The 20,629-nt window shown below is 65.8% G+C and carries 15 protein-coding genes and 2 pseudogenes; 12 read left to right on the top strand and 5 right to left on the bottom strand.

From position 1 onward, the window contains the following. Positions 1 to 101: 101 nt before the first annotated feature. Positions 102 to 1,014, bottom strand: a pseudogene (locus FOM02_RS01245) (LysR family transcriptional regulator). A gap of 116 nt (positions 1,015 to 1,130) precedes the next feature. Between FOM02_RS01245 and FOM02_RS01240 the strand changes: the two are divergent. Further along, on the top strand, positions 1,131 to 2,138 hold the full coding sequence (locus FOM02_RS01240; RefSeq protein ID WP_027563901.1) for an aldo/keto reductase: 1,008 nt from the start codon (positions 1,131 to 1,133) through the stop codon (positions 2,136 to 2,138). A 9-nt stretch (positions 2,139 to 2,147) separates the two neighbouring features. On the opposite strand, the gene FOM02_RS01235 is transcribed toward FOM02_RS01240, so the two are convergent. Continuing rightward, entirely contained in the window at positions 2,148 to 2,951 is an 804-nt protein-coding gene (locus FOM02_RS01235) for a HesA/MoeB/ThiF family protein (RefSeq protein ID WP_027563900.1), read from the bottom strand. 156 nt (positions 2,952 to 3,107) lie between these two features. Here FOM02_RS01235 and FOM02_RS01230 point away from each other — a divergent pair, with 156 nt between their 5' ends. Further along, a complete protein-coding gene (locus FOM02_RS01230; protein ID WP_027563899.1) occupies positions 3,108 to 4,469 on the top strand; it encodes a serine protease in 1,362 nt (453 codons plus the stop codon). 123 nt (positions 4,470 to 4,592) lie between these two features. Beyond that, positions 4,593 to 6,074: an aldehyde dehydrogenase gene (locus tag FOM02_RS01225; RefSeq protein ID WP_027563898.1), complete on the top strand. Its 1,482-nt coding sequence runs from the start codon at positions 4,593 to 4,595 to the stop codon at positions 6,072 to 6,074. A gap of 67 nt (positions 6,075 to 6,141) precedes the next feature. Here the strand turns inward: FOM02_RS01225 and ggt are convergent, their stop codons facing one another. Then, a complete protein-coding gene (ggt, locus tag FOM02_RS01220) occupies positions 6,142 to 7,821 on the bottom strand; it encodes a gamma-glutamyltransferase (RefSeq protein ID WP_027563897.1) in 1,680 nt (559 codons plus the stop codon). A 245-nt stretch (positions 7,822 to 8,066) separates the two neighbouring features. On the opposite strand from ggt, the gene FOM02_RS01215 reads away from it, so the two are divergent. Further along, positions 8,067 to 8,810 (top strand): ParA family protein, encoded by a 744-nt coding sequence (locus tag FOM02_RS01215; protein ID WP_027563896.1) that lies wholly within the window; start codon positions 8,067 to 8,069, stop codon positions 8,808 to 8,810. A 230-nt stretch (positions 8,811 to 9,040) separates the two neighbouring features. Here FOM02_RS01215 and FOM02_RS01210 read toward each other — a convergent pair whose 3' ends face one another. Further along, positions 9,041 to 9,625, bottom strand: a complete 585-nt coding sequence (locus FOM02_RS01210) for a GNAT family N-acetyltransferase (protein WP_027563895.1) — start codon at positions 9,623 to 9,625, stop codon at positions 9,041 to 9,043. Between the two features lie 6 nt (positions 9,626 to 9,631). Continuing rightward, the gene (mutM, locus tag FOM02_RS01205) at positions 9,632 to 10,531 is read right to left on the bottom strand and encodes a bifunctional DNA-formamidopyrimidine glycosylase/DNA-(apurinic or apyrimidinic site) lyase (protein WP_027563894.1); all 900 of its coding nucleotides are present in this window, start codon (positions 10,529 to 10,531) and stop codon (positions 9,632 to 9,634) included. 81 nt (positions 10,532 to 10,612) lie between these two features. On the opposite strand from mutM, the gene ubiE reads away from it, so the two are divergent. The 8 genes and pseudogenes from ubiE (at position 10,613) to FOM02_RS01165 (ending at position 20,478) form a co-directional block, all read left to right on the top strand. Next, positions 10,613 to 11,374, top strand: a complete 762-nt coding sequence (gene ubiE, locus FOM02_RS01200; protein ID WP_027563893.1) for a bifunctional demethylmenaquinone methyltransferase/2-methoxy-6-polyprenyl-1,4-benzoquinol methylase UbiE — start codon at positions 10,613 to 10,615, stop codon at positions 11,372 to 11,374. Then, positions 11,371 to 12,945, top strand: coding sequence for a 2-polyprenylphenol 6-hydroxylase (ubiB, locus tag FOM02_RS01195; RefSeq protein WP_027563892.1), 1,575 nt, complete (start codon positions 11,371 to 11,373; stop codon positions 12,943 to 12,945). The genes ubiE and ubiB overlap by 4 nt, the downstream gene beginning before the upstream one ends. 57 nt (positions 12,946 to 13,002) lie before the next feature. Continuing rightward, positions 13,003 to 14,455 (top strand): annotated as a pseudogene (gene coaBC, locus FOM02_RS01190) (bifunctional phosphopantothenoylcysteine decarboxylase/phosphopantothenate--cysteine ligase CoaBC). Next, a complete protein-coding gene (gene dut, locus FOM02_RS01185) occupies positions 14,452 to 14,910 on the top strand; it encodes a dUTP diphosphatase (RefSeq protein ID WP_027563890.1) in 459 nt (152 codons plus the stop codon). The pseudogene coaBC and the gene dut overlap by 4 nt, the downstream one beginning before the upstream one ends. Before the next feature lie 278 nt (positions 14,911 to 15,188). Further along, positions 15,189 to 17,693: a sensor histidine kinase gene (locus tag FOM02_RS01180; RefSeq protein WP_027563889.1), complete on the top strand. Its 2,505-nt coding sequence runs from the start codon at positions 15,189 to 15,191 to the stop codon at positions 17,691 to 17,693. Then, complete coding sequence (gene tsaE, locus FOM02_RS01175; protein ID WP_027563888.1) at positions 17,690 to 19,222, top strand: tRNA (adenosine(37)-N6)-threonylcarbamoyltransferase complex ATPase subunit type 1 TsaE; 1,533 nt, start codon at positions 17,690 to 17,692, stop codon at positions 19,220 to 19,222. Before FOM02_RS01180 ends, tsaE begins: the two co-directional genes overlap by 4 nt. 77 nt (positions 19,223 to 19,299) lie before the next feature. After that, entirely contained in the window at positions 19,300 to 19,617 is a 318-nt protein-coding gene (locus tag FOM02_RS01170; RefSeq protein WP_027563887.1) for a PilZ domain-containing protein, read from the top strand. 138 nt (positions 19,618 to 19,755) lie between these two features. After that, entirely contained in the window at positions 19,756 to 20,478 is a 723-nt protein-coding gene (locus FOM02_RS01165) for a nucleotidyltransferase family protein (protein WP_027563886.1), read from the top strand. Positions 20,479 to 20,629 lie beyond the last annotated feature (151 nt).

Here is a 20,629-nt window from a genome sequence, read left to right as displayed (position 1 = left end):
GGAGCCAGCGAAGCGGCGTCTCGAAGGATGAAAGGCCGAGCTGCATCAGCGCGGGCCTGCATGGTTCGAGACGGCGTTTCGCGTCTCCTCATCATGAGGGTCTACTGTCTGCGCCCTTCGCGCTTGCGCCAATCCGCGACGAAATCGATGAAAGCGCGCAGCGCAGGTGGCGTCTGTCGTCGGCTCGGATAATACAGGAACGGGCCCGGAAACGGCTCGCACCAATCTTCCATCAGGCTGACCAGCGCGCCGGACTTCACGGCGTCGCCGACATAGCCATCGAGCGTCGCCCAGATACCGGCACCATCAAGCGCAGCGCGCATCGCAAGATTCATATTCGTCGAGATCAGTTTTGCCGGCGGATCGACCTTCACGATCTGGCCCGCCTTCTCGAACTCCAGATCATGCATGACCCCGCTCGAGTAGCGGGCGCGGATGCAATCGTGATCGAGCAGGTCCTTCGGATGAAGCGGCCTACCGCGACGCGCGATGTAATCGGGTGACGCCACGACGACGTAACTCTGCGGACCGCTCAGCGGAATCGCGACCATGTCCTGCGCAAGATGCTCGCCGTAGCGCACGCCGGCGTCATAGCCCCCGCTCACGATGTCGACGAAGCCGCTTTCCGAGACGATGTCGAGGTCGACCTGCGGATGCGCGGCGAGGAATGGGCCGACCATCGGGCGCCAGCACGAGGTCGACCGCCGGCGGCGGTGCGTTGATGCGCAGCCGGCCCGAGGCGACCTCGCGCAGGCCCCGCACTTGATCCAGGGCGTCGCCGACATCGCGCAGCGCCGGGGCGACGCGCGACAGCAGCAGCTCGCCGGCTTCGGTTAGCGCGACGCTGCGGGTGGTCCGGTTCATCAGGCGGACGCCGAGGCGCTCCTCGAGGTCCCGCAGCCGCTGGCTAAGGCTCGATACCGACGCGCGCATTTCGACCGCCGCACGCCGGAAATTGCGGGTGCGGGCAACCGCCAGGAAGACATCGAGATCGCGAAGGTCGAGATCGGCCATTGTTCGCCAATGTGAACAAGTCGTTCCGTATTGTCCAGCTTATCGGCGCAATCGCGCCGGCGCATATCTCGCCTCGTCACGCGGCGCGATCAGCCGCCCTTTCGAGGAGAGCCATCATGGAACAGCGCAAACTCGGTTCAACCGGCCCCATTGTTTCTGCCCTCGGGCTCGGCTGCATGGGCATGTCGGAAGTCTACGGCCCCGCCGACCGCGGCGAGGCCATCGCCACGGTGCATGCGGCGCTCGATGCCGGCATCACGCTGCTGGATACCGGCGACTTCTACGCCATGGGTCACAACGAGATGCTGATGCGGGACGCACTCGAGGAAGTGTCGCGCGAAAAGGTGCAGATCAGCGTGAAGTACGGCGCGCTGCGCGGACCCGCCGGCGAATTCGCCGGAATGGATACGAGGCCGGCCGCGACCAGGAACTTTCTCGCTTACTCGCTGCAGCGCCTCGGCACCGACTACGTCGACGTCTATCGCCCGGCCCGGCTCGATCCCAACGTGCCGATCGAGGAGACCATCGGCGGCATCGCCGACCTCGTGAGGGCCGGCTATGTCAGGCATATCGGCCTGTCCGAGGTCGGCTCCGACACGATCCGCCGCGCGCATGCCGTGCATCCGATCGCCGATCTCCAGATCGAATATTCGCTGATCGAGCGCGGGATCGAACGCGATATTTTGAAAACCTGCCGCGAGCTCGGCATCGCCGTCACCGCCTACGGCGTGCTCGCGCGCGGCCTGATCAGCGGCCATTGGACGAAGGATTCCGGGAAAGCCGGCCGCGACTACCGGCTGATGACGCCGCGCTTCCAGGGATCCAACCTCGACGCCAATCTCGCGCTGGTGGAGCAGTTGCGCGCCATCGCGACCGAGATCGGCGCCACGCCGGCGCAGATCGCGATCGCCTGGGTGGCGGCGCAAGGCAAGGAGATCGTGCCGCTGATCGGCGCCCGCACCCGCAATCGCCTCAGCGAAGCGCTCGGCGCGACGAAGGTGACGCTGACGCCGGCTCATCTCGCGGCGCTGGCCAAGGCATTTCCGCCGAACGTTGCCGCCGGCACACGTTACGCGGCCGAGCAGATGGCGCATCTCGACAGCGAGAAGCCGGCGACGAGGTAGCGCCAGCACTCAGGTGCGATGGGCGCTGAGATCGGTGATCACAGGCCCGTCGCCATTGAGCGGATTGGCGGGATCACGTCCGTACCGCAGCGTCTCAAAGCGCATCGCGCGCGCATCGATCATCAGGAGGCGGCCGATGAGGCCGTCGCCGAAGCCGACAATCTCGCGGATCGCCTCCAGCGCCATCATCGAGCCCAGCACGCCTGCAAGCGCGCCCATGACGCCGGCTTCCGCACAGGCCGGCACCGTGCCGGGCGGCGGCGCTTCCGGAAACAGGCAGCGATAGGTTGGGTTGAATTCGCCCTGCTCGTTCCTCTCATGCGCGCGGATGGTGGTGAGCGAGCCGTCGAAAGTGCCGAGCGCCGCCGTGATCAGCGGCCGCTTCGCGAAGAAGCAGGCGTCGGAGACCAGATAGCGCGTCGAGAAATTGTCGGAGCCGTCGAGCACGAGATCGTAGTCGCCGATCAGGCTGAGTGCGTTATCCGCGTTGAGCCAGGTGGCGTGTCCGACGAAGCGCACATGCGGATTGAGCGCGGCGATCCGCTCCGCCGCACTCTCGACCTTGTGGCGGCCGATATCGGGCGTGGTGTGGATCACCTGACGCTGGAGATTGGACAGCGAGACCACGTCGTCGTCGACCACGCCGAGCGTGCCGACGCCGGCTGCGGCCAGATACATCAAAGCGGGCGCGCCGAGCCCGCCGGCGCCGATCACCAGCACGGAAGCCTTTTTCAGCGCAGCCTGGCCGGGACCGCCGACATCGCGCAGCACGATGTGGCGGGCATAGCGTTCGAGTTCGTCCGGGCTCAGCATCCTTCGTTCCTCTCAACCCTCATGGTGCGGAGGCGCCAACGGCTCCACAGGATGAGGGTTTGGCCCTTATTGCAGGCCCGAACCACCCCAACATTGTTCGCGACCAACGAGATGTGCTTCAATGGCATGGCGTTCAATGGGCTGGCTGGATTTGTCATGAGATCGATGCTTGCGGCAACACTGATGTTGGCGTCTGCCGCGGCTGCGAACGCCCAGATGACGACGCCACAGGTCCCCGGCACCAAGCCGAAGGTCGTCCAGACCGTTCCGATCAAGCCGCCCGCCCTCCAGACGCCGTCGGAAACGGCGGACGGCATGACGCAGGGCGAGCGGCTGTCGCTCCAGTCTGATCTTGCCTGGGTCGGCCAGTATAACGGCGCCATCACTGGCGATGTCAGCACGCGGATGGTCGAGGCCATCAAGGAATACCAGAAGCTCAAGGGCGGCAAGCTGACCGGCGTGCTCAACCCGCAGGAGCGCGCCGCGCTCGCCGACACCGCGCGGCGGAAGCAGGAGAGCGTCGGCTGGAAGATCGTGACGGAGATGACCAGCGGCGCGCGGCTCGGCATTCCCGCAAAGCTGGTGCCGCAGCAGGTGACCGACGCCAACGGCTCGAAATGGACCTCGCCGACCGGAACCGTGCAGGTGCTGCTGAGCCGCCGCAAGGAGGCAAACCCGACGACCGCGAAGCTCGCGGACGCCGAGAAGAAGGAGCCGGCCGGCCGCAAGGTCGACTACACCGTGGTGAAGCCCGACTTCTTCGTGCTGTCGGGGCTCCAGGGCCTGAAGAAGTTTTACGTCCGCGGCACCTTCAAGGGTGACGAGGTCCGCATCATGACGATCCTCTACGACCAGGCCACCGAGAACACTGTCGAGCCCGTCGTGATCGCGATGTCGAGTGCGTTCAATGCATTCCCGTCAGGACCGCAGGCCGGTCCGCCGCCGCGCAAGACCGTCGAATACGGCACTGGCATCGTCGTCAGCGACGACGGCGCGATTATCGCGGATCGCCTCGTCACCGATAGCTGCCTCGCGATCACGATCGGCGGCTATGGCAGCGCCGACCGCCTCGCCGAGGACAAGGAGCACGATCTCGCGCTGCTGCACATCTACGGCGCGCGCGGCCTGAAGCCGCTCAGCCTCGCCGGAGGCGGGATGAAGACGAGTGTCGATATCATTGGCATCGCCGATCCCCAAAGCCAGGGCGGCGCGGCCAACATATCGACCGTCAAGGGCGCGCTGGCGCCGGTCACATCGAGCGATTCCGCATTGTCACCGCCGCCTGCGGTCGGGTTTTCGGGTGGCCCGGCCGTCGACGGCGACGGCAAATTCGCCGGCATTGCGCTGTTGAAGCCGGCAATGGTCGCGGGACCCGCGACGGCGGTGCCGGCGTCGCAGGCGGTGATGGTCTCCGCAGAGACGGTGCGCGATTTCCTGAAAGCGAACGCCGTCACCGCGAACGGCACGTCGACCGACGCAAAAGCCGCCGTCGTGCGCGTGATCTGCGTACGGAAGTAGGCTGGCGCGACAAGCGCAGACCAGCCGCAACTTTTGTGAGTGGCTCCGCCGCAACGAAGTCATGGTAGCCGTGATAGCCTCCCCTTCAGCCGCAATCATAATGCGCCCGGTCGGGAGGATTTCATGAAGACCTATCAGCTCTACATCAACGGCCAATATGTCGACCCAGCCAATGGCGAGTGGTTCGACACGGTTGATCCTTATCAGGGCAAGCCCTGGGCAAAAATTCCCCGCGGATCGGCTGCCGACGCCGACAAGGCCGTGAAGGCGGCCAATGAGGCGATGTGGCGCGGCCCATGGGCGAAAATGACGGCCTCCGCGCGTGGCAAGGTCATGCGCAAGCTTGGCGACCTCGTTGCTGCAAACGCGGAACGTCTTGCCGAGATCGAGGTGCGTGACAACGGCAAGCTGATGGCGGAGATGCTGGGCCAGCTTCGCTACCATCCGGAATGGTGGTGGTACTTTGGCGGACTGGTCGACAAGCTGGAAGGCGGCCTCGTGCCGATCGACAAGGCCGACACCTTCGCCTACACGACGCATGAGCCTGTCGGCGTCGTCGCGGCGCTGACCGCCTGGAACTCACCGCTGCTCTTTGTCGCGTGGAAATGCGCCGCAGCACTCGCCGCCGGCTGCGCCGTCGTCGTCAAGCCGTCGGAATTCACCTCGGCCAGCACGCTGGAATTTGCGGCGCTGACGAAGGAAGCCGGTATTCCCGACGGCATCTTCAACGTCGTCACGGGTTTCGGCCCCGAGATCGGCAGCGAGCTGATCTCGCATCCCGGCGTCGCCAAGATCACCTTTACCGGCTCGGACACGACAGGCGCGCGGGTTTACGAGACCGCCGCACGCAGCCTAAAGCGCGTGTCGCTCGAGCTCGGCGGCAAGTCGCCCAACATCGTGTTCGAGGATGCCGATCTCGCCGCGGCAGCCGCCGGTGCCGTCTCCGGCATTTTTGCCGCGACTGGCCAGACCTGCATCGCCGGATCGCGCCTGCTCGTGCAACGCTCGATCAAGGACAAGTTCGTGGACCGCCTGCTGGAGCTCGCGCGCTCGGCCAAGATCGGCAATCCAATGCAGGCTGACACCAACATCGGCCCCGTCACGACGCCCGCGCAGTACAAGAAGATCCTCGACTATATCGATATCGCCAAGGCCGAAGGGGCGCGCTGCCTGCTCGGCGGCAAGCCGGCTAAGGGCGAAGGCATCATCGGCGGCCAGTTCGTCGAGCCGACGATCTTTACCGATGTCGACAATACGATGCGGATCGCGCGCGAGGAGGTGTTCGGCCCGGTGCTCTCGATCATCGCCTTCGACACCGAGGAAGACGCCATCCGCATCGCCAATGACACGATCTACGGTCTTGCGGCAGGCATCTGGACCCGCGACCTCGCGCGCGCCATCCGCGTGCCAAAGCAGCTGCGCGCCGGAACAGTGTGGGTGAACACCTATCGCGCCATCAGCTACATGATGCCATTCGGCGGCATGAAGCACTCCGGCGTCGGCCGCGAAAGCGGCATCGACGCAGTGCGCGAGTATCAGGAAACCAAGAGCGTCTGGATCTCGACCGCGACGGACGTGCCGGCCAATCCGTTCGTGATGCGGTAGCGAAACGCGATGTCGCGTCTTCACCTCTCCCGCTTGCGGGAGAGGGAGCCGACCTTCCGGGTGTTGGCTAGCCCAGTCTGAACCGGATCCCGCTCTTCGCGAGCCCACCCGAAATCCCGATCGGCGTGCCGTCGGCGCGCCAGCAGGCGGCGCCCGTCATGGTGCCGTCGTCATGGAAGGCGATGCCGTTCATGCCGCCGGCGACGGTTGCGACGGGTTGCACCTCGTGGCCGAGCGCGGCGAGCCCTAGACGCACGCTATCCGGCACGGTCTGCTCGACCTCCAGCGCATTGCCCTCAGTCCAGACCCGCGGCGCCTCGACGGCTTCCTGCAGGCTCATGTCGTGGTCGATCAGGTTGACCAGCGCCTGCATCGCGCTCGGGAAGATGCGCTTCCCGCCGGGCAGGCCGAGCGCATAGCGCAGCTTGCCGTCACGCAAGGCCATCATCGGTGACATCGAGGTGGTCACGCGCTTGCCTGGCGCGACCGACAGCGCATGGCCCGGACGCGGATCAAACAGGTTCATGTAGTTGTTGGCGATGGCGCCCAGGCCCGGGATCATGATCTTGGCACCGAACAGATTGTTGATGGTCTGCGTGGTCGCGACCACGTTGCCGAAGGCATCCGCCGCCGTCATATGCGTGGTATGCGCGCCTTCGAGCTGCGACACGCCGGCGCCCCAGGCCTGCGCCCGTGCCGGATCGATGGCGCGACGGCGCTCCTCGGCATAGGCCTTCGAGGTCAGCTTCTCCACGGGCACGCCGACATAGTCAGGATCGCCGCTGGCCGCGGCGCGGTCGGCGAAGGCGATCTTCAGCACTTCGGCGAGATAGTGGATGGTCTCGGGCGTGCCGAAGCCGAGACCGCCTATGTCGTAACCCTCCAAAATGTTCAGCATCTGCGTGATATGCACGCCGGAGGCCGCTGGCGGCGGCGGGCCAAGGATGGCCCAGCCGCGATAGTCGGCGCGGATCGGCTGCCGCTCGACGGTCTTGTAATTGCTGAGGTCGTTGCGGCGGATGAAGCCGCCGGTCGTCTCCATGTAGTCGACGAGAATGTCGCCGAGCGGCCCTTCGTACAGCGCCTTCTCGCCGTGATCGGCGATATATCGCAAGGTCTCGGCATATTCGGCCTGCACCACCCGCTCGCCGACCTTCAGCGGCTCGCCATCAGGCAGGTAGATCGCCGCGATCGGCTTGTCCTTGCGCATCTCGGCGGCGCTCTCGCTGATGCATTCGTGCAGATAAGGCGTCGCCGCATAGCCGCGCGCGGCATGCTTGATCGCCGGCTGCATGACATCGGCGAGCGGCATGGTGCCGAACCTTTGCAGCGTCTCGCACCAGGCCTTCAGCGAGCCCGGCACTGCGACCGCCTTCGGGCCGTTGAGGTTCTCGTTGCCGACAGTGTCGAAAACGTCGTGCGCCGAGCCCGGTTTGGAGGTGTAGGTGGTGTCGCGCACCGCGGCCGGCACGGTGCTCTGGCCGTCGATGAAGCGGTGGCTGCCGTCGGAGAGACGGATATGCGCCATACCGCCGCCGATGATGCCGACCATCATCGGCTCGACCACGGTCAGGGTGAACAGGGTCGCGATCGCGGCATCGATAGCGTTGCCGCCGGCCGCCAGCATCTCGGCGCCGGCACTGGAGGCCAGCGGGTGGTTGCTCACCACCATGCCGCGGCTCGAAACCGCCGGCATCTTCTGGCATTCAAAGGTAGTTGCCGTCCGGTCGCGCCAATTTCCGCCCATGCCGCCTGCCTTCTTGTTCACGGCGGCCAGCACATCACGCGCACAACGACGGGTCCAGTGATGGTACGGATTGGCTGGCATTCCCGATTCTGCCATCATCGTACCCGTTGATTCGGACATCCGCGGTCCCCTTTGGATCGGGCAGGGCACGTCCTGAGCGAGAAGAGCTCAGCATCGAGAAGCGATGCACGTTCGCGTGTGGCGTTACCCCAAAGACCCAGGCATTCCAAAGGATTGAACTTTCCATGCATACGATCGTACTGGCCACCCAAAAGGGCGGCAGTGGCAAGAGCACGCTCGCCATCGGCCTCGCGCTGGCAGCCAAGCAGGCCGGCTTCACCGTCCGCCTGATCGAGACCGACCCACAGGGCACGCTGTCCAACTGGCTGCGTCGCCGCAACACCGACGATGTCGTCGTCGAGCCGATCTATCACGCCGCCGATTACGAGCCGCGCCTGAAGATGCTGGCCGACAGCGGCCTCCAAGTCGCGATCGTCGACACCGCGGCCGGCCTGTCCGCCGTGACCACCGCCGCGATCCGCCATTCCGACCTCTGCCTGATCCCGTCCCGCCCGACCGTCGCCGACATCGAGGCGACCGTCTCGACGCTGAGCGTCGCGCGCGCCTGGAAGCGGCCCTACAGCTTCGTGCTGAACCAGACCCCGATCCGCGGCCAGCGCATCGACAATGCCGCGGTCGCGCTCGCCGAGGAGGCCGCGCTCGATCTCGCTGAGGTGCTCGCGCGTCCCCTGATCGTGATGCGCAACGACCACCAGGATTCGCTCGCCTCGGGCCTCGCCGTCAGCGAGTTCGCGCCGAACGGCAAGTCGGCGGACGAGATCCGCGGCCTCTGGCGCTGGATCGAGAACCGGCTCGAGCTCGAGGCCACGACCAACGTCCTCATCGACCAGGTCATCTTGGCCGCGAACGGCGTGTTGCACGTCGCCGCCGGGCTTGCGGCAGACGAGACCACGACACTGGCGTCCTGAGCGGGGCGATCGCTCGGGCGACAGGCGGGCTCCTCGCTATCCGGTGAAAGGCCCAAGCGACGAAGCAATTCGGCCACCAGCCCGGCCGGATTGCTTCGCTTCGCGGTTTTTGTCGAAAACAACCCCATGCACAGTAGAACCGCATTCGACCGAATCATCTCGGTGACGGGGCGTAGATATTTGACTGCTCGGGCAAAACCGCCGTTCGGCGAACAACGACTTAGACTGCGTCAAATCTCGCCTGGCTTCGCCACTGGCGTCACGGACCTGCCACTCAGCCAAGCCTCCCGCCGCACGATCCATTTCTCCGACTTCGTCTGCCCGCCGTGATGGGCGAGCTCGATGAAGCCGACAAACTCCGCGCCGGTCTTCTGCTTGACCCGGCGCGAGGCCTCGTTGGTGGCAGCGTTGCAGACGTAGAAATGATCGAGGCCGAGCGTGAGGAATGCAAAATCGTTCACCGCGGTGATGGCCTCCGTCATCAGGCCGCGGCCCCAGTAGGGTTCAGCCAGCCAGAAGCCTCGATTGCCTTTGGCGCCGTCGGCACGGGGACGGAAATGAATGTTGCCGATCGCCTCGCTATCGCGGCCCTTCAGCACCAGCACCCAATGATTGATCTCCTCGCCGGCTGAAATCTTGTCGAGCTGCATCCTGACGAAGGTCTCCGCACCATCAGCCGGATACGGCCAGGGCACGACGGCAGCGAGATGCCGGATGATATTCCAATTGTCGAAATGGCGCTGGATCGCAGGCGCGTCGGATAGCGCCAGCGGACGCAGGATCAAGCGTTCGGTCTCGAGCTGCGGCGTCTGCATGGCCTGCTACTTCTGGCACTTCGGACACCAGAAGGTCGACCGGCCATTCTGGGTGAAACGCTTGACCGTGCCGCCGCAGCCGGGCGTCGTGCATTTCTCGCCCTCGCGGTCATAGACCTTGAAGGAGTGCTGGAAGTAACCGAGTTCGCCCGAGGTCTGGCGGTGATCGCGCAGCGACGATCCGCCGGCCTTGATGGCGTCGTTCAGCACGGTGTGAATCGCGCTGACGAGCCGCTTCGCGTGATCGGTCGGCTCGCCGCCGCCAGCGCCCTTGCGGCCCTTGGTCGCGAGCGTCGCGGCGATCCGGCGCGGCGACAGATGCGAGCGGTGCAGCGCTTCACAGACATAGATGTTGCCGAGACCCGCGACCACGCGCTGGTCGAGCAGCGCCGCCTTGAGGCTCGTGGTCTTGCCTGCGCAGGACCGCGCCAGCATCGCGGCGTCGAATTCGTTGCCGAGCGGCTCGGGGCCGAGCCCGCGCAGCAGCGGCTCATCGTCGAGCGCGTTGCGTGCGATCACTTTCATGTAACCGAAGCGGCGCGGGTCGTTGAAGACGATGTCGGCGCCGGAGGACATCCGAAACAGCACGTGGTCGTGCGTGGAATCCTTGCCCCTGGGATAGTGAAACTCGCCGGGGGCCGCCTCGTTGTCCGGCTTGACGACGCGAAACGAGCCCGACATGCCCAGATGCATCAGCAGCACGTCGCCGGAGGCGAGATCGGCCATGAGATATTTTGCGCGGCGGCCGAGGCCCGTGACGACCTGCCCCTTGAGCCGGGCCACGAAGTCCGGCTGGAACGGAAAGCGCAGATCAGGCCGGCGGGCCTCCGCCTTGAGGATTTTTGCGCCTTCCATGACGGGCTGAAGGCCGCGGCGGACGGTCTCGACTTCGGGCAATTCAGGCATGGTCAGGCATTCACCTTATGAGGGCGGTGTGATAGCGCCATTGCGGCGGGCAGGCTATGGTCCGCCTCGTGGAGTAGAGTAATGGATCGGCCGGGCGAAACCACGCATTTTGGCTTCAGGGACGTTCCCCTGGGGGACAAGCAGACGCTGGTGAACGATGTGTTTCACAGCGTGGCGTCGCGCTATGATTTGATGAACGATTTGATGTCCGGTGGCCTGCACCGGGTCTGGAAGGACATCATGATCAACACCCTCAACCCACCCAAGGGCGACCGGCCGTTCGCGCTGCTCGACGTGGCCGGCGGCACCGGTGACATCTCGTTCCGCGCCGCCAAGGCGGCGGGCCCGGGCTTCCATGCCACTGTCTGCGACATCAATTCCGGGATGCTCGACGTCGGCCGTGAGCGCGCCGCCAAGCAACATCTCGATACCCAGGTCGATTTCGTCGAGGGCAATGCCGAGGCGCTCGCCTTCGCCGACCGCAGCTTCGATGCATATACGATCGCTTTCGGCATTCGCAACGTGCCGCGGATCGACCTTGCGCTGCGCGAGGCCTATCGCGTGCTGAGGCCCGGCAGCCGTTTCCTGTGCCTGGAATTCTCCACCGTCGAGGTGCCCGGGCTCGACCGGATCTACGACCTGTTCTCGTTCAAGGTGATCCCGCCGCTCGGCCGCATGGTCACCGGCGATGCCGAGTCCTATCAATATCTGGTCGAATCGATCCGTAAGTTTCCCAAGCCCAACGCCTTCGCCGACATGATCCGCGACGCCGGCTTCGCCCGCGTCAGCTGGCAGACATTGTCCGGCGGCATCGTCGCTCTGCATTCGGGCTGGCGTTTGTGATCTCTGCCTTTACCCACATTGCGCGCCTGATCCGCGCCGCGTTCGTATTTGCGCGCGAGGGCGTGTTCGGCTCGGTCGATCCCAGCCTGGTGCCGCCGCCCGGCCAGCTTGCGCTGAAGCTTGCGCGCATCGTCGAGCGGCGCGGCGTCAAGCAGGGCCCGCGGATCTCGCGCGCACTGACGCGGATGGGCCCGGCCTATCTCAAGCTCGGCCAGTTCCTGGCGACCCGCCCCGACGTGGTCGGCTTCAACATGGCGCGCGACCTGGAAAGCCTCCAGGACCGCCTGCCGCCGTTTCCGCAGGCGGAGGCGGAAGCTGCCATCGCGACGTCGCTGGAGCGGCCGCTCAAGGACGTGTTTGCCAGCTTCGGCCCGGCGGTCGCAGCCGCCTCGATCGCGCAAGTGCATCGCGGCGAGGTGCTGCGCGATGGCATTTGCAAGCCTGTCGCGGTCAAGGTGCTCAGGCCGCACGTGGCCGCGCGCTTCCGCCGCGACCTCTCCGACTTCTTCTTCGTCGCGCACAAGGCCGAGACCTATTCGGCCGAGGCGCGGCGCCTGCGCCTGATCGAGGTCATCAACACCATGTCGCGCTCGGTCGCGATGGAGATGGACCTGCGGCTCGAGGCTGCCGCGTTGTCCGAGATGGCGGAGAACACGCAGGACGATCCCGATTTCCGCGTGCCGACCGTCGACTGGGACCGCACCACGCACAACGTGCTGACCATGGAGTGGATCGACGGCATCGCGCTGAACGATCACAAGCGCCTGGAAGAGGCGCAGGTCGACCTGCCCGATCTCGGCCGCAAGGTGATCCAGAGCTTCCTGCGCCACGCGCTGCGCGACGGCTTCTTCCATGCCGACATGCATCCGGGCAATCTGTTCCTGGATGAGGCCGGCCGCCTGGTCGCGGTCGATTTCGGCATCATGGGCCGGCTCGGGATGAAGGAGCGGCGCTTCCTCGCCGAGATCCTGCTCGGTTTCATCACCCGCGATTATCGCCGCGTCGCCGAGGTGCATTTCGAGGCGGGCTACGTGCCCGCGCATCACTCGGTCGAGAATTTCGCGCAGGCGATCCGCGCCATCGGCGAGCCCATCCACAACCGCACCGCCGAGGAGATCTCGATGGCGCGGCTCTTGACGCTGCTGCTCGAGGTCACCGGCCTGTTCGACATGACGACGCGGCCCGAATTGATCCTGCTGCAGAAAACCATGGTGGTGGTCGAGGGCGTGGCGCGCGCCTTTGATCCCAAGCTCGACATCTGGAAGATCGCCGACCCCGTGGTGCGCGAATGGATCGAGCGTAACCTCGGTCCGATCGGCCGGGTGCAGGGCGCGCTCGCCGGCGGCGGCGACCTCGCCCGCGTGCTGATGCGCCTGCCCGACATCGCCCAGCGCTCGGTCGCGGTGCTCGAGCAGCTCGAGACCATGACGCGGGAGGGCATCCGGCTGTCGCCGGAGAGCATCGCCGCCATGGGCCGCAGCGAGGGCCGCAAGAACCGTTGGCGCACCGTGGCGCTCTGGATCATCGCCGCGACCTTCATCGGGATCCTGATCGCCGTCCGGAATCTGTGATTGCACTGCAATCACGTGGATGATAGCATCGCTATCATTCCGTGCTGGAGGGGCGTCATGGCAAGCCTGACCATCCGCAAGCTCGATGAGGGCGTCAAAACCTATTTGCGGCTGCGCTCGGCCAAGAACCGCAGATCGGTCGAGGAAGAGGTCCGCATCATCCTGGGCGAGCTGATCCAGGGCCACGAGGAGCCGCTGACGCCGATGGCCGCTCCCCCGGATCATGCGCCGGCTCCTGTCTCCCAGCGCACCGGCGCCGTTCCAGAGGCCAGCGTCACCCTGATCATCGGCGGCGGCATCGCGGCCTATAAATCGCTCGACCTGATCCGCAGGCTGAAGGAACGCCGCGTCGAGGTCCGCTGCGTGCTGACCAAGGCCGCGCAGCAATTCGTCACGCCGCTGGCGGTGAGCGCGCTCTCGCATGAGCGCGTCTATACCGACCTGTTCGATCCCCAGAGCGAGTTCGACGCCGGCCACATTCGTCTGGCGCGCGACTGCGATCTGATCGTGGTGGCGCCCGCGACGGCGGACCTCATCGCGAAGATGGCGAACGGCCATGCCGACGATCTCGCCAGCGCCATCCTGCTCGCGACCAACCGCAAGATTCTGCTGGCGCCGGCGATGAACCCGCTGATGTGGAACAACGCGGCGACGCGGCGCAACGTCGCGCAGGTGCAGCGCGACGGCGTTGTGCTGATCGGACCCAATTCCGGTGAGATGGCGGAAGCGGGCGAAGCCGGTGTCGGCCGCATGTCGGAAGCCACTCGAGATCGCCACCGCCGCCGAGCGGCTGCTGCGGCCGCCGGTGCCGCGCCCGCTCGCCGGCAAGCGCGTGCTGATCACCGCGGGTCCGACGCATGAGCCGATCGATCCGGTGCGCTACATCGCCAACCGCTCCTCCGGCAAGCAGGGTTTTGCCATTGCCGCCGCAGCGCAGGCCGCGGGCGCCGAGGTGATCCTGGTCAGCGGCCCCGTCGATCTCGACGATCCCGCCGGTGTCACCGTCAAGCATGTCGAATCCGCCCGGCAGATGCTGGAGCAGGTGCAGGCCGCACTGCCCGCCGACATCGCGATCTTCGCGGCCGCCGTGGCTGACTGGCGCGTCGCCAATGAGGGCGAGCAGAAGCTGAAGAAGACCTCGGCCGGCATGCCGCCACTTCAGCTGGTCGAGAATCCCGACATCCTCGCCACGATCTCGAAACTGACCGACAAGCGCCCGCCGCTGGTGATCGGCTTTGCTGCCGAGACCGAGCATCTGATCGACAATGCCAAGTCGAAGCTCGCCCGCAAGGGCTGCGACTGGATCGTCGCCAACGACGTCTCGCCCGCAACCGGCGTGATGGGCGGCGACCGCAATACGGTCCACCTCATCAGCCGCAAGAATGGTGAGAAGGACGGCGAGATTGCTGTTGATTCCTGGCCGGTGATGACCAAGGAACAGGTCGCCATCGAACTGGTCGCGCATGTCGCAAAGAGCGTGACCGGCAAATCCCTGGAGTCCGCATCTTGAGCACGAAAGTCACGGTCGAACTGCAACGCCTCGCCCATGCCGAGGGCCTGCCGCTGCCGGCCTATCAGACCGCGGAGGCCGCCGGGCTCGATTTGATGGCTGCAGTTCCAGAGAGCGAGCCGCTGACGCTCGCGCCCGGCCAATATGCGCTGGTGCCGACGGGCCTTGCGATCGCATTGCCGCCCGGCTTTGAAGCCCAGGTGCGGCCGCGCTCGGGCCTTGCCGCCAAGCACGGCGTCACGGTGCTGAACTCGCCGGGCACGATCGATGCGGACTATCGCGGCGAGATCAAGGTGATCCTGATCAATCACGGCACCGCGCCGTTCGTGATCAAGCGCGGCGAGCGCATCGCGCAGATGGTGATCGCACCCGTGGTGCAGGCCGCGCTGGTTCCGGTGGCGACATTGTCGGCGACCGATCGCGGCGCCGGCGGTTTTGGCTCGACAGGGCGCTGACGCAGCCCGCGAGCTGGGTGAACCTCCCCCGCAAGCGGGGAAGGCGGCGCAGCTTCATCGGGGCAGGCAATCCGCGTGACGCGCTAACCCACGGCAATCCCAGACGAATCACCCGCAGGATGACGCGAGCCTGGAACCTCACGCCCCGCATTTTTTTGGGGCCGCCTTTGCGTTCACGATCTGGACTCTTACCGCTGGAGTCGCGGTGGGGGTATTGTCGTTTGATTCGCGTGCGGCGGGGGTCGCTGCGCGCAAATCCGTGCGGTCTTGGGGCAACTATGTCAGGCGTGATCGTGTCGATGCGTCGGACGCTGCTGTCGTGCACATCGTTGGCGCGCAACAGCTTGTTGGGAGGCGCTCTCGCAGCGCTGCTGCCGGCTGCGCCGGCCGAGGCCGCCGACCTCATCGACACCCTCTCCACATTGCTGGATTTCAACCGGCAGGAACTCGCAGTGCTCGCCACTGCGCTGGCCCTGCTCGGCTTCTCGGTGATGGCCGCGATCTTGTTGATGCGCACGCGCGTGCGCACGGCGGACAACGAGGCGCGGCTGCTCGCGCGGATCGGCGAACTCCAGCTCCAGGCCGACCGCTACGGCGCGCTGCTGTTCGCCGAACCGCAGATCATGATCTCCTGGCCCGCCGGCGACAACCGCGCCCAGATCACCGGCGACATCTCGATGGTGATGCCGCGCGATTCCTCGCCGCAGCGCGTGCTGGCGTTCGGAACCTGGCTGCCGCCGGAACCTGCGCTGCAGATGGACCATGCGGTCGATGCGCTGCGCGAGCGCGGCGACGGGTTCCAGCTGACGCTGACCACCGCGCATGGCCACACCCTCGAGGCCATCGGCCGCGCCATCGGCGGCCAGGCCATTGTCAGGATTCGCGAACTGTCCGGACTGCGGCGCGATCTGGCCGAGACCCATCTGCGCTACAAGGCGCTCTCGGACGAGACCGAGATGCTGCGCGGCTTCGCCGCCGCCGCGCCCTGGCCGATCTGGGCCAAGGCCGCGAACGGCGCGCTGACCTACGCCAACCCTGCTTATGTCCGTGCGACCGAGGCCGCCAGCATCGCCGATGCCCACGAGCGCAAGCTCGAACTGCTCGACAGCGCCGACCGCACCGCGATGGAGCGGGGACTGAAGGACGCCGCCAGTTTCACCTCGCGGCTGCCGATCGTCGTCAGTGGCGAGCGGCGCATGTACGATGTGCGCGCGGTCAATGTCGGCAGCAACAGTGTCGGGGTCGCGATCGACGCCAGCGAAGCGGATGCGCTGAGCTCGGCGCTGGTGCGGATGGCCGAGGCGCATCGCCGCACGCTCGACCAGCTCTCCTCCGGCGTTGCCGTGTTCGACGGCCATCGGCGCCTTGCCTTCTACAACGATTCCTATCGACGGCTATGGGACCTCGACCGCACCTTCCTCGACGCCAACCCCGACGATTCCAGCGTGCTCGACCAGCTCCGCGCTGCGCGCAAATTGCAGGAGCAGCCGGATTTCCGCGCCTGGAAGGCCAAGCTGCACGAGGCCTATCGCGCGGTCGAGGCGACCCATGACACCTGGTATTTGCCGGACGGTCGCGCGCTCTCCGTCGTCACGACGCCGAATCCGGAAGGCGGCGTCACCTACCTGTTCGACGACGTCACCGAAAGCCTCGACCTCGCCCGCCGCTTCGACGGCCTGATCCGGGTCCAGCGCGAGACGCTCGACAGTCTCGCCGAGGGCGTCGCGGTGTTCGGCAGCAATGGCAAGGCCCAGCTGTTCAACCCGGCCTTTGTCCGGATGTGGAAGCTCTCCAGCGACGCCATGCGCGACGAGCCGCACATCCAGACCGTCGAAGGCTGGTGTCACCAGCTGTTCGACGACGCCGTGGTCTGGCGGCAGATCCGCGAGGCCATCACCTCGATCGAGAACCGCGGCGATGTGCCGCTGAAGCTGGAGCGCAAGGACGGCAGCGTGCTCGACGGCATGATCCGCCCGCTGCATGACGGCGCCACCATGCTGACGTTCCAGGACATCACCGACACCGAGAACGTCGAGCGTGCGCTGCGCGAGCGCAACGAGGCGCTGGAGGCCGCCGACCAGATGAAGGTGGATTTCGTCCACCACGTCTCCTACGAGCTGCGCTCGCCGCTCACCACCATCATCGGCTTCGCGCATTTCCTCAGCGATCCCTCGACCGGGCCGCTGACGCCGAAACAGGCCGAATATCTCGACTACGTCACCAAATCGACCAACGCGCTGCTGGCGCTCACCAACAACATCCTCGATCTCGCCACCATCGATGCCGGCGCGATGAAGCTGGAACTCGGGCCGGTCGACGTCAGCAAGACCATCGAGCTCGCCGCGGAAGGTATCCAGGACCGGCTCGCCACCGACCGCATCCGCCTCAAGGTCGAGATCGCGCCCGATATCGGCAGCTTCGTCGGCGACGAGAAGCGCGTGGTGCAGGTGCTCTATAACCTCCTCGCCAACGCCGTCGGGTTTTCTCCACAGGATTCCACCGTCGGCATCAGTGCGCGGCGCACCGAGCGCAGCGTGGTCTTCACCGTGACAGATTCCGGGCCCGGAATACCCGCCGACATGAAGGACAAGGTGTTCAACTGGTTCGAAAGCCGCTCGCAGGGCTCGCGTCACCGCGGCGCCGGACTCGGCCTGTCGCTGGTGCGCTCCTTCGTCGAGCTGCATGGCGGCAAGGTGCGGGTGGATTCGATCGTCGGCCGGGGCACGGTCGTGATCTGCGATTTCCCGACCGACCAGGCGGCGCATCGCGACGCCGCCGAATGATCGCGCCAACCACATTCTCCGTCGCGCTTCAGAACGAGACGGCCACCGCGCAACTGATGGCCGATCTAGCGCTGCTGGTCGGCCCGGGCGACGTCATCACGCTCACCGGTGACCTCGGTGCCGGCAAGACCGCAGCCGCCCGCAGCCTGATCCGTTATCTCGCCGGCGACGACGAGCTGGAAGTGCCGAGCCCGACCTTCACGCTGGTGCAGGGCTACGAGCTGCCGCCCTTCCCAGTGATGCATGCCGATCTCTACCGCGTCGAGGACGAGAGCGAGCTCGAGGAGATCGGCCTGTCGCCGCTCCCCGATGCGACGCTGGTGCTGATCGAATGGCCGGAGCGTGCGCCATCGGCGATGCCGGAAGACCGCATCGACATCGCACTGACGCATCGGCCGGCGCTCGGCCCGAATGCGCGCGCGGCCGACATCACCGGCTATGGCAAGGCTGCCGCCACTGTTGCGCGGCTGCAGACGCTGCGGGAATTCCTCGATGCGTCAGGTTACATCGACGCAGGCCGCAAGCGCATGGCGGGTGACGCCTCCACCCGCTCCTATGCGCGGCTGCTGCGCGATGACGAGATCGTCATCCTCATGAATTCTCCGCAGCGGCCCGACGGCGCGGCACTCTACAATGGAAAGTCCTACAGCGCCGCGGTGCATCTCGCCGAGAACGTCAGGCCGTTCGTCGCGATCGACGAAGCCCTGCGCGCGCAAGGAATTTCGGCGCCGGCGATCCATCATGCCGATCTCGACCATGGCTTCCTGATCACCGAGGATTTCGGCAGCGAAGGCGTGATCGAAGGCGATCCGCCGCGACCGATCGCCGAACGCTACGAGGCTGCGACCGACGCGCTCGCCATGCTGCACGGCAAGACGCTGCCGGAGACATTGCCGCTGGCGGATCAGACCTATGCCATTCCCGTCTTCGACGCCGAGGCGCTGCTGATCGAGATCGGCTTGATGCCGGAATGGTATCTGCCCGACCGCAACGCGCCGCTGAGCGCGGAGACGCGCGACGAATTTTTCGCGATGTGGCGCGAGCTTTTGAAGAAGCCGATGGCTGCGCCGAGAACCTGGATCATCCGCGACTATCATTCGCCCAATCTGATCTGGCTCGCGGACCGCACCGGCATCGAACGCGTCGGTGTGATCGATTTCCAGGATACCGTGCTCGGACCGCAATCCTATGACGTGGTCTCGCTGCTGCAGGATGCCCGCATCGACGTGCCCGAGAATATCGAGCTCACGCTGCTGTCGCGCTACATCAAGGCGCGCCGCGCCGAGGATGCAGGCTTCGACGCGGCAGGCTTTGCCGAGCTCTACGCCATCATGTCGGCGCAGCGGAACACGCGCCTGCTCGGCACCTTCGCCCGGCTCAACCGCCGCGACGGTAAGCCGCATTATCTGCGCCATCAGCCGCGGATCTGGACCTATCTCCAGCGCTCCCTCGCGCATCCGGCGCTCAGCTCCTTGCGCGACTGGTATCTCGCCAACGTGCCGCCGCCGGTAGCCCAGACTGGAACCTGATTTACCGCCTGTTAGCCATCGCATCGGTATCATCGCCCGCAGTCAGCCGGAGAATTACGGGGCTGGAGCAAGGGCAGATGGCGGTGAAGACGGACCAGCGCGGCAACAGCCGGGTTGTTTTCGAACGCGGGATTCCGGCCCAGATGATGGGGATCGACGGGACCTGGCGACGCGACTGCACCATGGAGGACGTCTCCGAGAGCGGCGCCAAGCTGACCATCGACGGCTCGGTTGAAGGACTCCACCTGAAAGAATTTTTCCTGCTGCTGTCGTCAACCGGACTCGCGTACCGGCGCTGCGAGCTGGCCTGGGTCAATGGCGACCAGATCGGCGTCAATTTCCTGAAGCTTGGCGACAAGAAGAAAAAGGCGCGTTCCACATCTGTTGGGGCGTGAGGGCAACACTCGTCGTACAACCGTCACGGCGGCTGGTTAAGGCGGATGAGATGCGGTGCGGCCGGTTGCGGTCCGTGCTAGGATTGCTGCGAACGCGAAATCGACAGGTCAGAGAAAGAAGATCCGAGAAAGCAATTGATGTCCGTCAAACCGACCAAAGCCATGGTGCTCGCCGCAGGGTTCGGCCTGCGCATGCGTCCGTTGACGGATAAGATGCCAAAGCCCCTGGTGCGGGTGGCGGGCCAGCCGCTGCTCGACCATGTGCTCGACAAGCTCGGTCAGGCCGGCGTCACCGATGCCGTGGTCAACGTGCACTATCTGCCGGACCAGATCATCGACCACACCGCATCCCGCAAACATCCGCGCGTGACCATCTCGGACGAGCGCGACCAGGTGCTCGGCACCGGCGGCGGCGTGGTCAAGGCGCTGCCGCTGCTCGGCGATGCGCCGTTCTTCCACGTCAACTCCGACACGCTGTGGATCGACGGCGTGCGCTCCAACCTGGCGCGGCTTGCTGAAAACTTCGATCCCGCGCGGATGGATATCCTGCTGCTGATGGCGCCGACCGCGACCAGCATCGGCTATAGCGGCCGCGGCGATTACGGCATGACGCCCGACGGTGCCCTGCGCAAGCGCAAGGAAAAAGAGATCGTTCCGTTCGTCTACGCCGGCGCTGCGATCCTGTCGCCGGCGATCTTCGCCGATGCGCCGCAGGGCGAGTTCTCCCTGACCAAGATGTTCGACCGTGCCAATGAGCAGGAGCGCCTGTTCGGCCTGCGCCTCGATGGCGTCTGGATGCATGTCGGCACGCCGGATGCGGTGCATGCCGCGGAAGAGGCGTTTTTGGAGAGCGTGGCGTAAGGGCCCCCTCGCACACAGTGCCGTAGGGTGGGCAAAGCGAAGCGTGCCCACCATTCAACCTGAGAAACTCGATGAGAGACACGTGGGCACGGCGCTGTCGCGCCTTTGCCCACCCTACGGCACCTGTCCTGGTCGAACAGCGGGGACGACT

The sequence above is a fragment of the Bradyrhizobium sp. SEMIA genome (assembly GCF_014844175.1).
In the GTDB taxonomy this organism is placed as follows: domain Bacteria; phylum Pseudomonadota; class Alphaproteobacteria; order Rhizobiales; family Xanthobacteraceae; genus Bradyrhizobium; species Bradyrhizobium arachidis.
The sequence above is the reverse complement of the archived record's forward strand: the minus strand, read 5'-3'. Positions and strand labels throughout refer to the sequence as shown.

Excerpts from the sequence above, each read along its gene's own strand:
- FOM02_RS01170 (WP_027563887.1), top strand. The coding sequence starts at position 19,300 with ATGGCGGTGAAGACGGACCAGCGCGGCAACAGCCGGGTTGTTTTCGAA.
- ubiE (WP_027563893.1), top strand. The coding sequence starts at position 10,613 with ATGGATCGGCCGGGCGAAACCACGCATTTTGGCTTCAGGGACGTTCCC.
- FOM02_RS01210 (WP_027563895.1), bottom strand. The coding sequence starts at position 9,625 with ATGCAGACGCCGCAGCTCGAGACCGAACGCTTGATCCTGCGTCCGCTG.
- ggt (WP_027563897.1), bottom strand. The coding sequence starts at position 7,821 with ATGGGCGGAAATTGGCGCGACCGGACGGCAACTACCTTTGAATGCCAG.
- FOM02_RS01215 (WP_027563896.1), top strand. The coding sequence starts at position 8,067 with ATGCATACGATCGTACTGGCCACCCAAAAGGGCGGCAGTGGCAAGAGC.
- FOM02_RS01225 (WP_027563898.1), top strand. The coding sequence starts at position 4,593 with ATGAAGACCTATCAGCTCTACATCAACGGCCAATATGTCGACCCAGCC.
- FOM02_RS01165 (WP_027563886.1), top strand. The coding sequence starts at position 19,756 with ATGTCCGTCAAACCGACCAAAGCCATGGTGCTCGCCGCAGGGTTCGGC.
- FOM02_RS01230 (WP_027563899.1), top strand. The coding sequence starts at position 3,108 with ATGAGATCGATGCTTGCGGCAACACTGATGTTGGCGTCTGCCGCGGCT.
- FOM02_RS01240 (WP_027563901.1), top strand. The coding sequence starts at position 1,131 with ATGGAACAGCGCAAACTCGGTTCAACCGGCCCCATTGTTTCTGCCCTC.
- mutM (WP_027563894.1), bottom strand. The coding sequence starts at position 10,531 with ATGCCTGAATTGCCCGAAGTCGAGACCGTCCGCCGCGGCCTTCAGCCC.
- FOM02_RS01180 (WP_027563889.1), top strand. The coding sequence starts at position 15,189 with ATGTCAGGCGTGATCGTGTCGATGCGTCGGACGCTGCTGTCGTGCACA.
- tsaE (WP_027563888.1), top strand. The coding sequence starts at position 17,690 with ATGATCGCGCCAACCACATTCTCCGTCGCGCTTCAGAACGAGACGGCC.
- FOM02_RS01235 (WP_027563900.1), bottom strand. The coding sequence starts at position 2,951 with ATGCTGAGCCCGGACGAACTCGAACGCTATGCCCGCCACATCGTGCTG.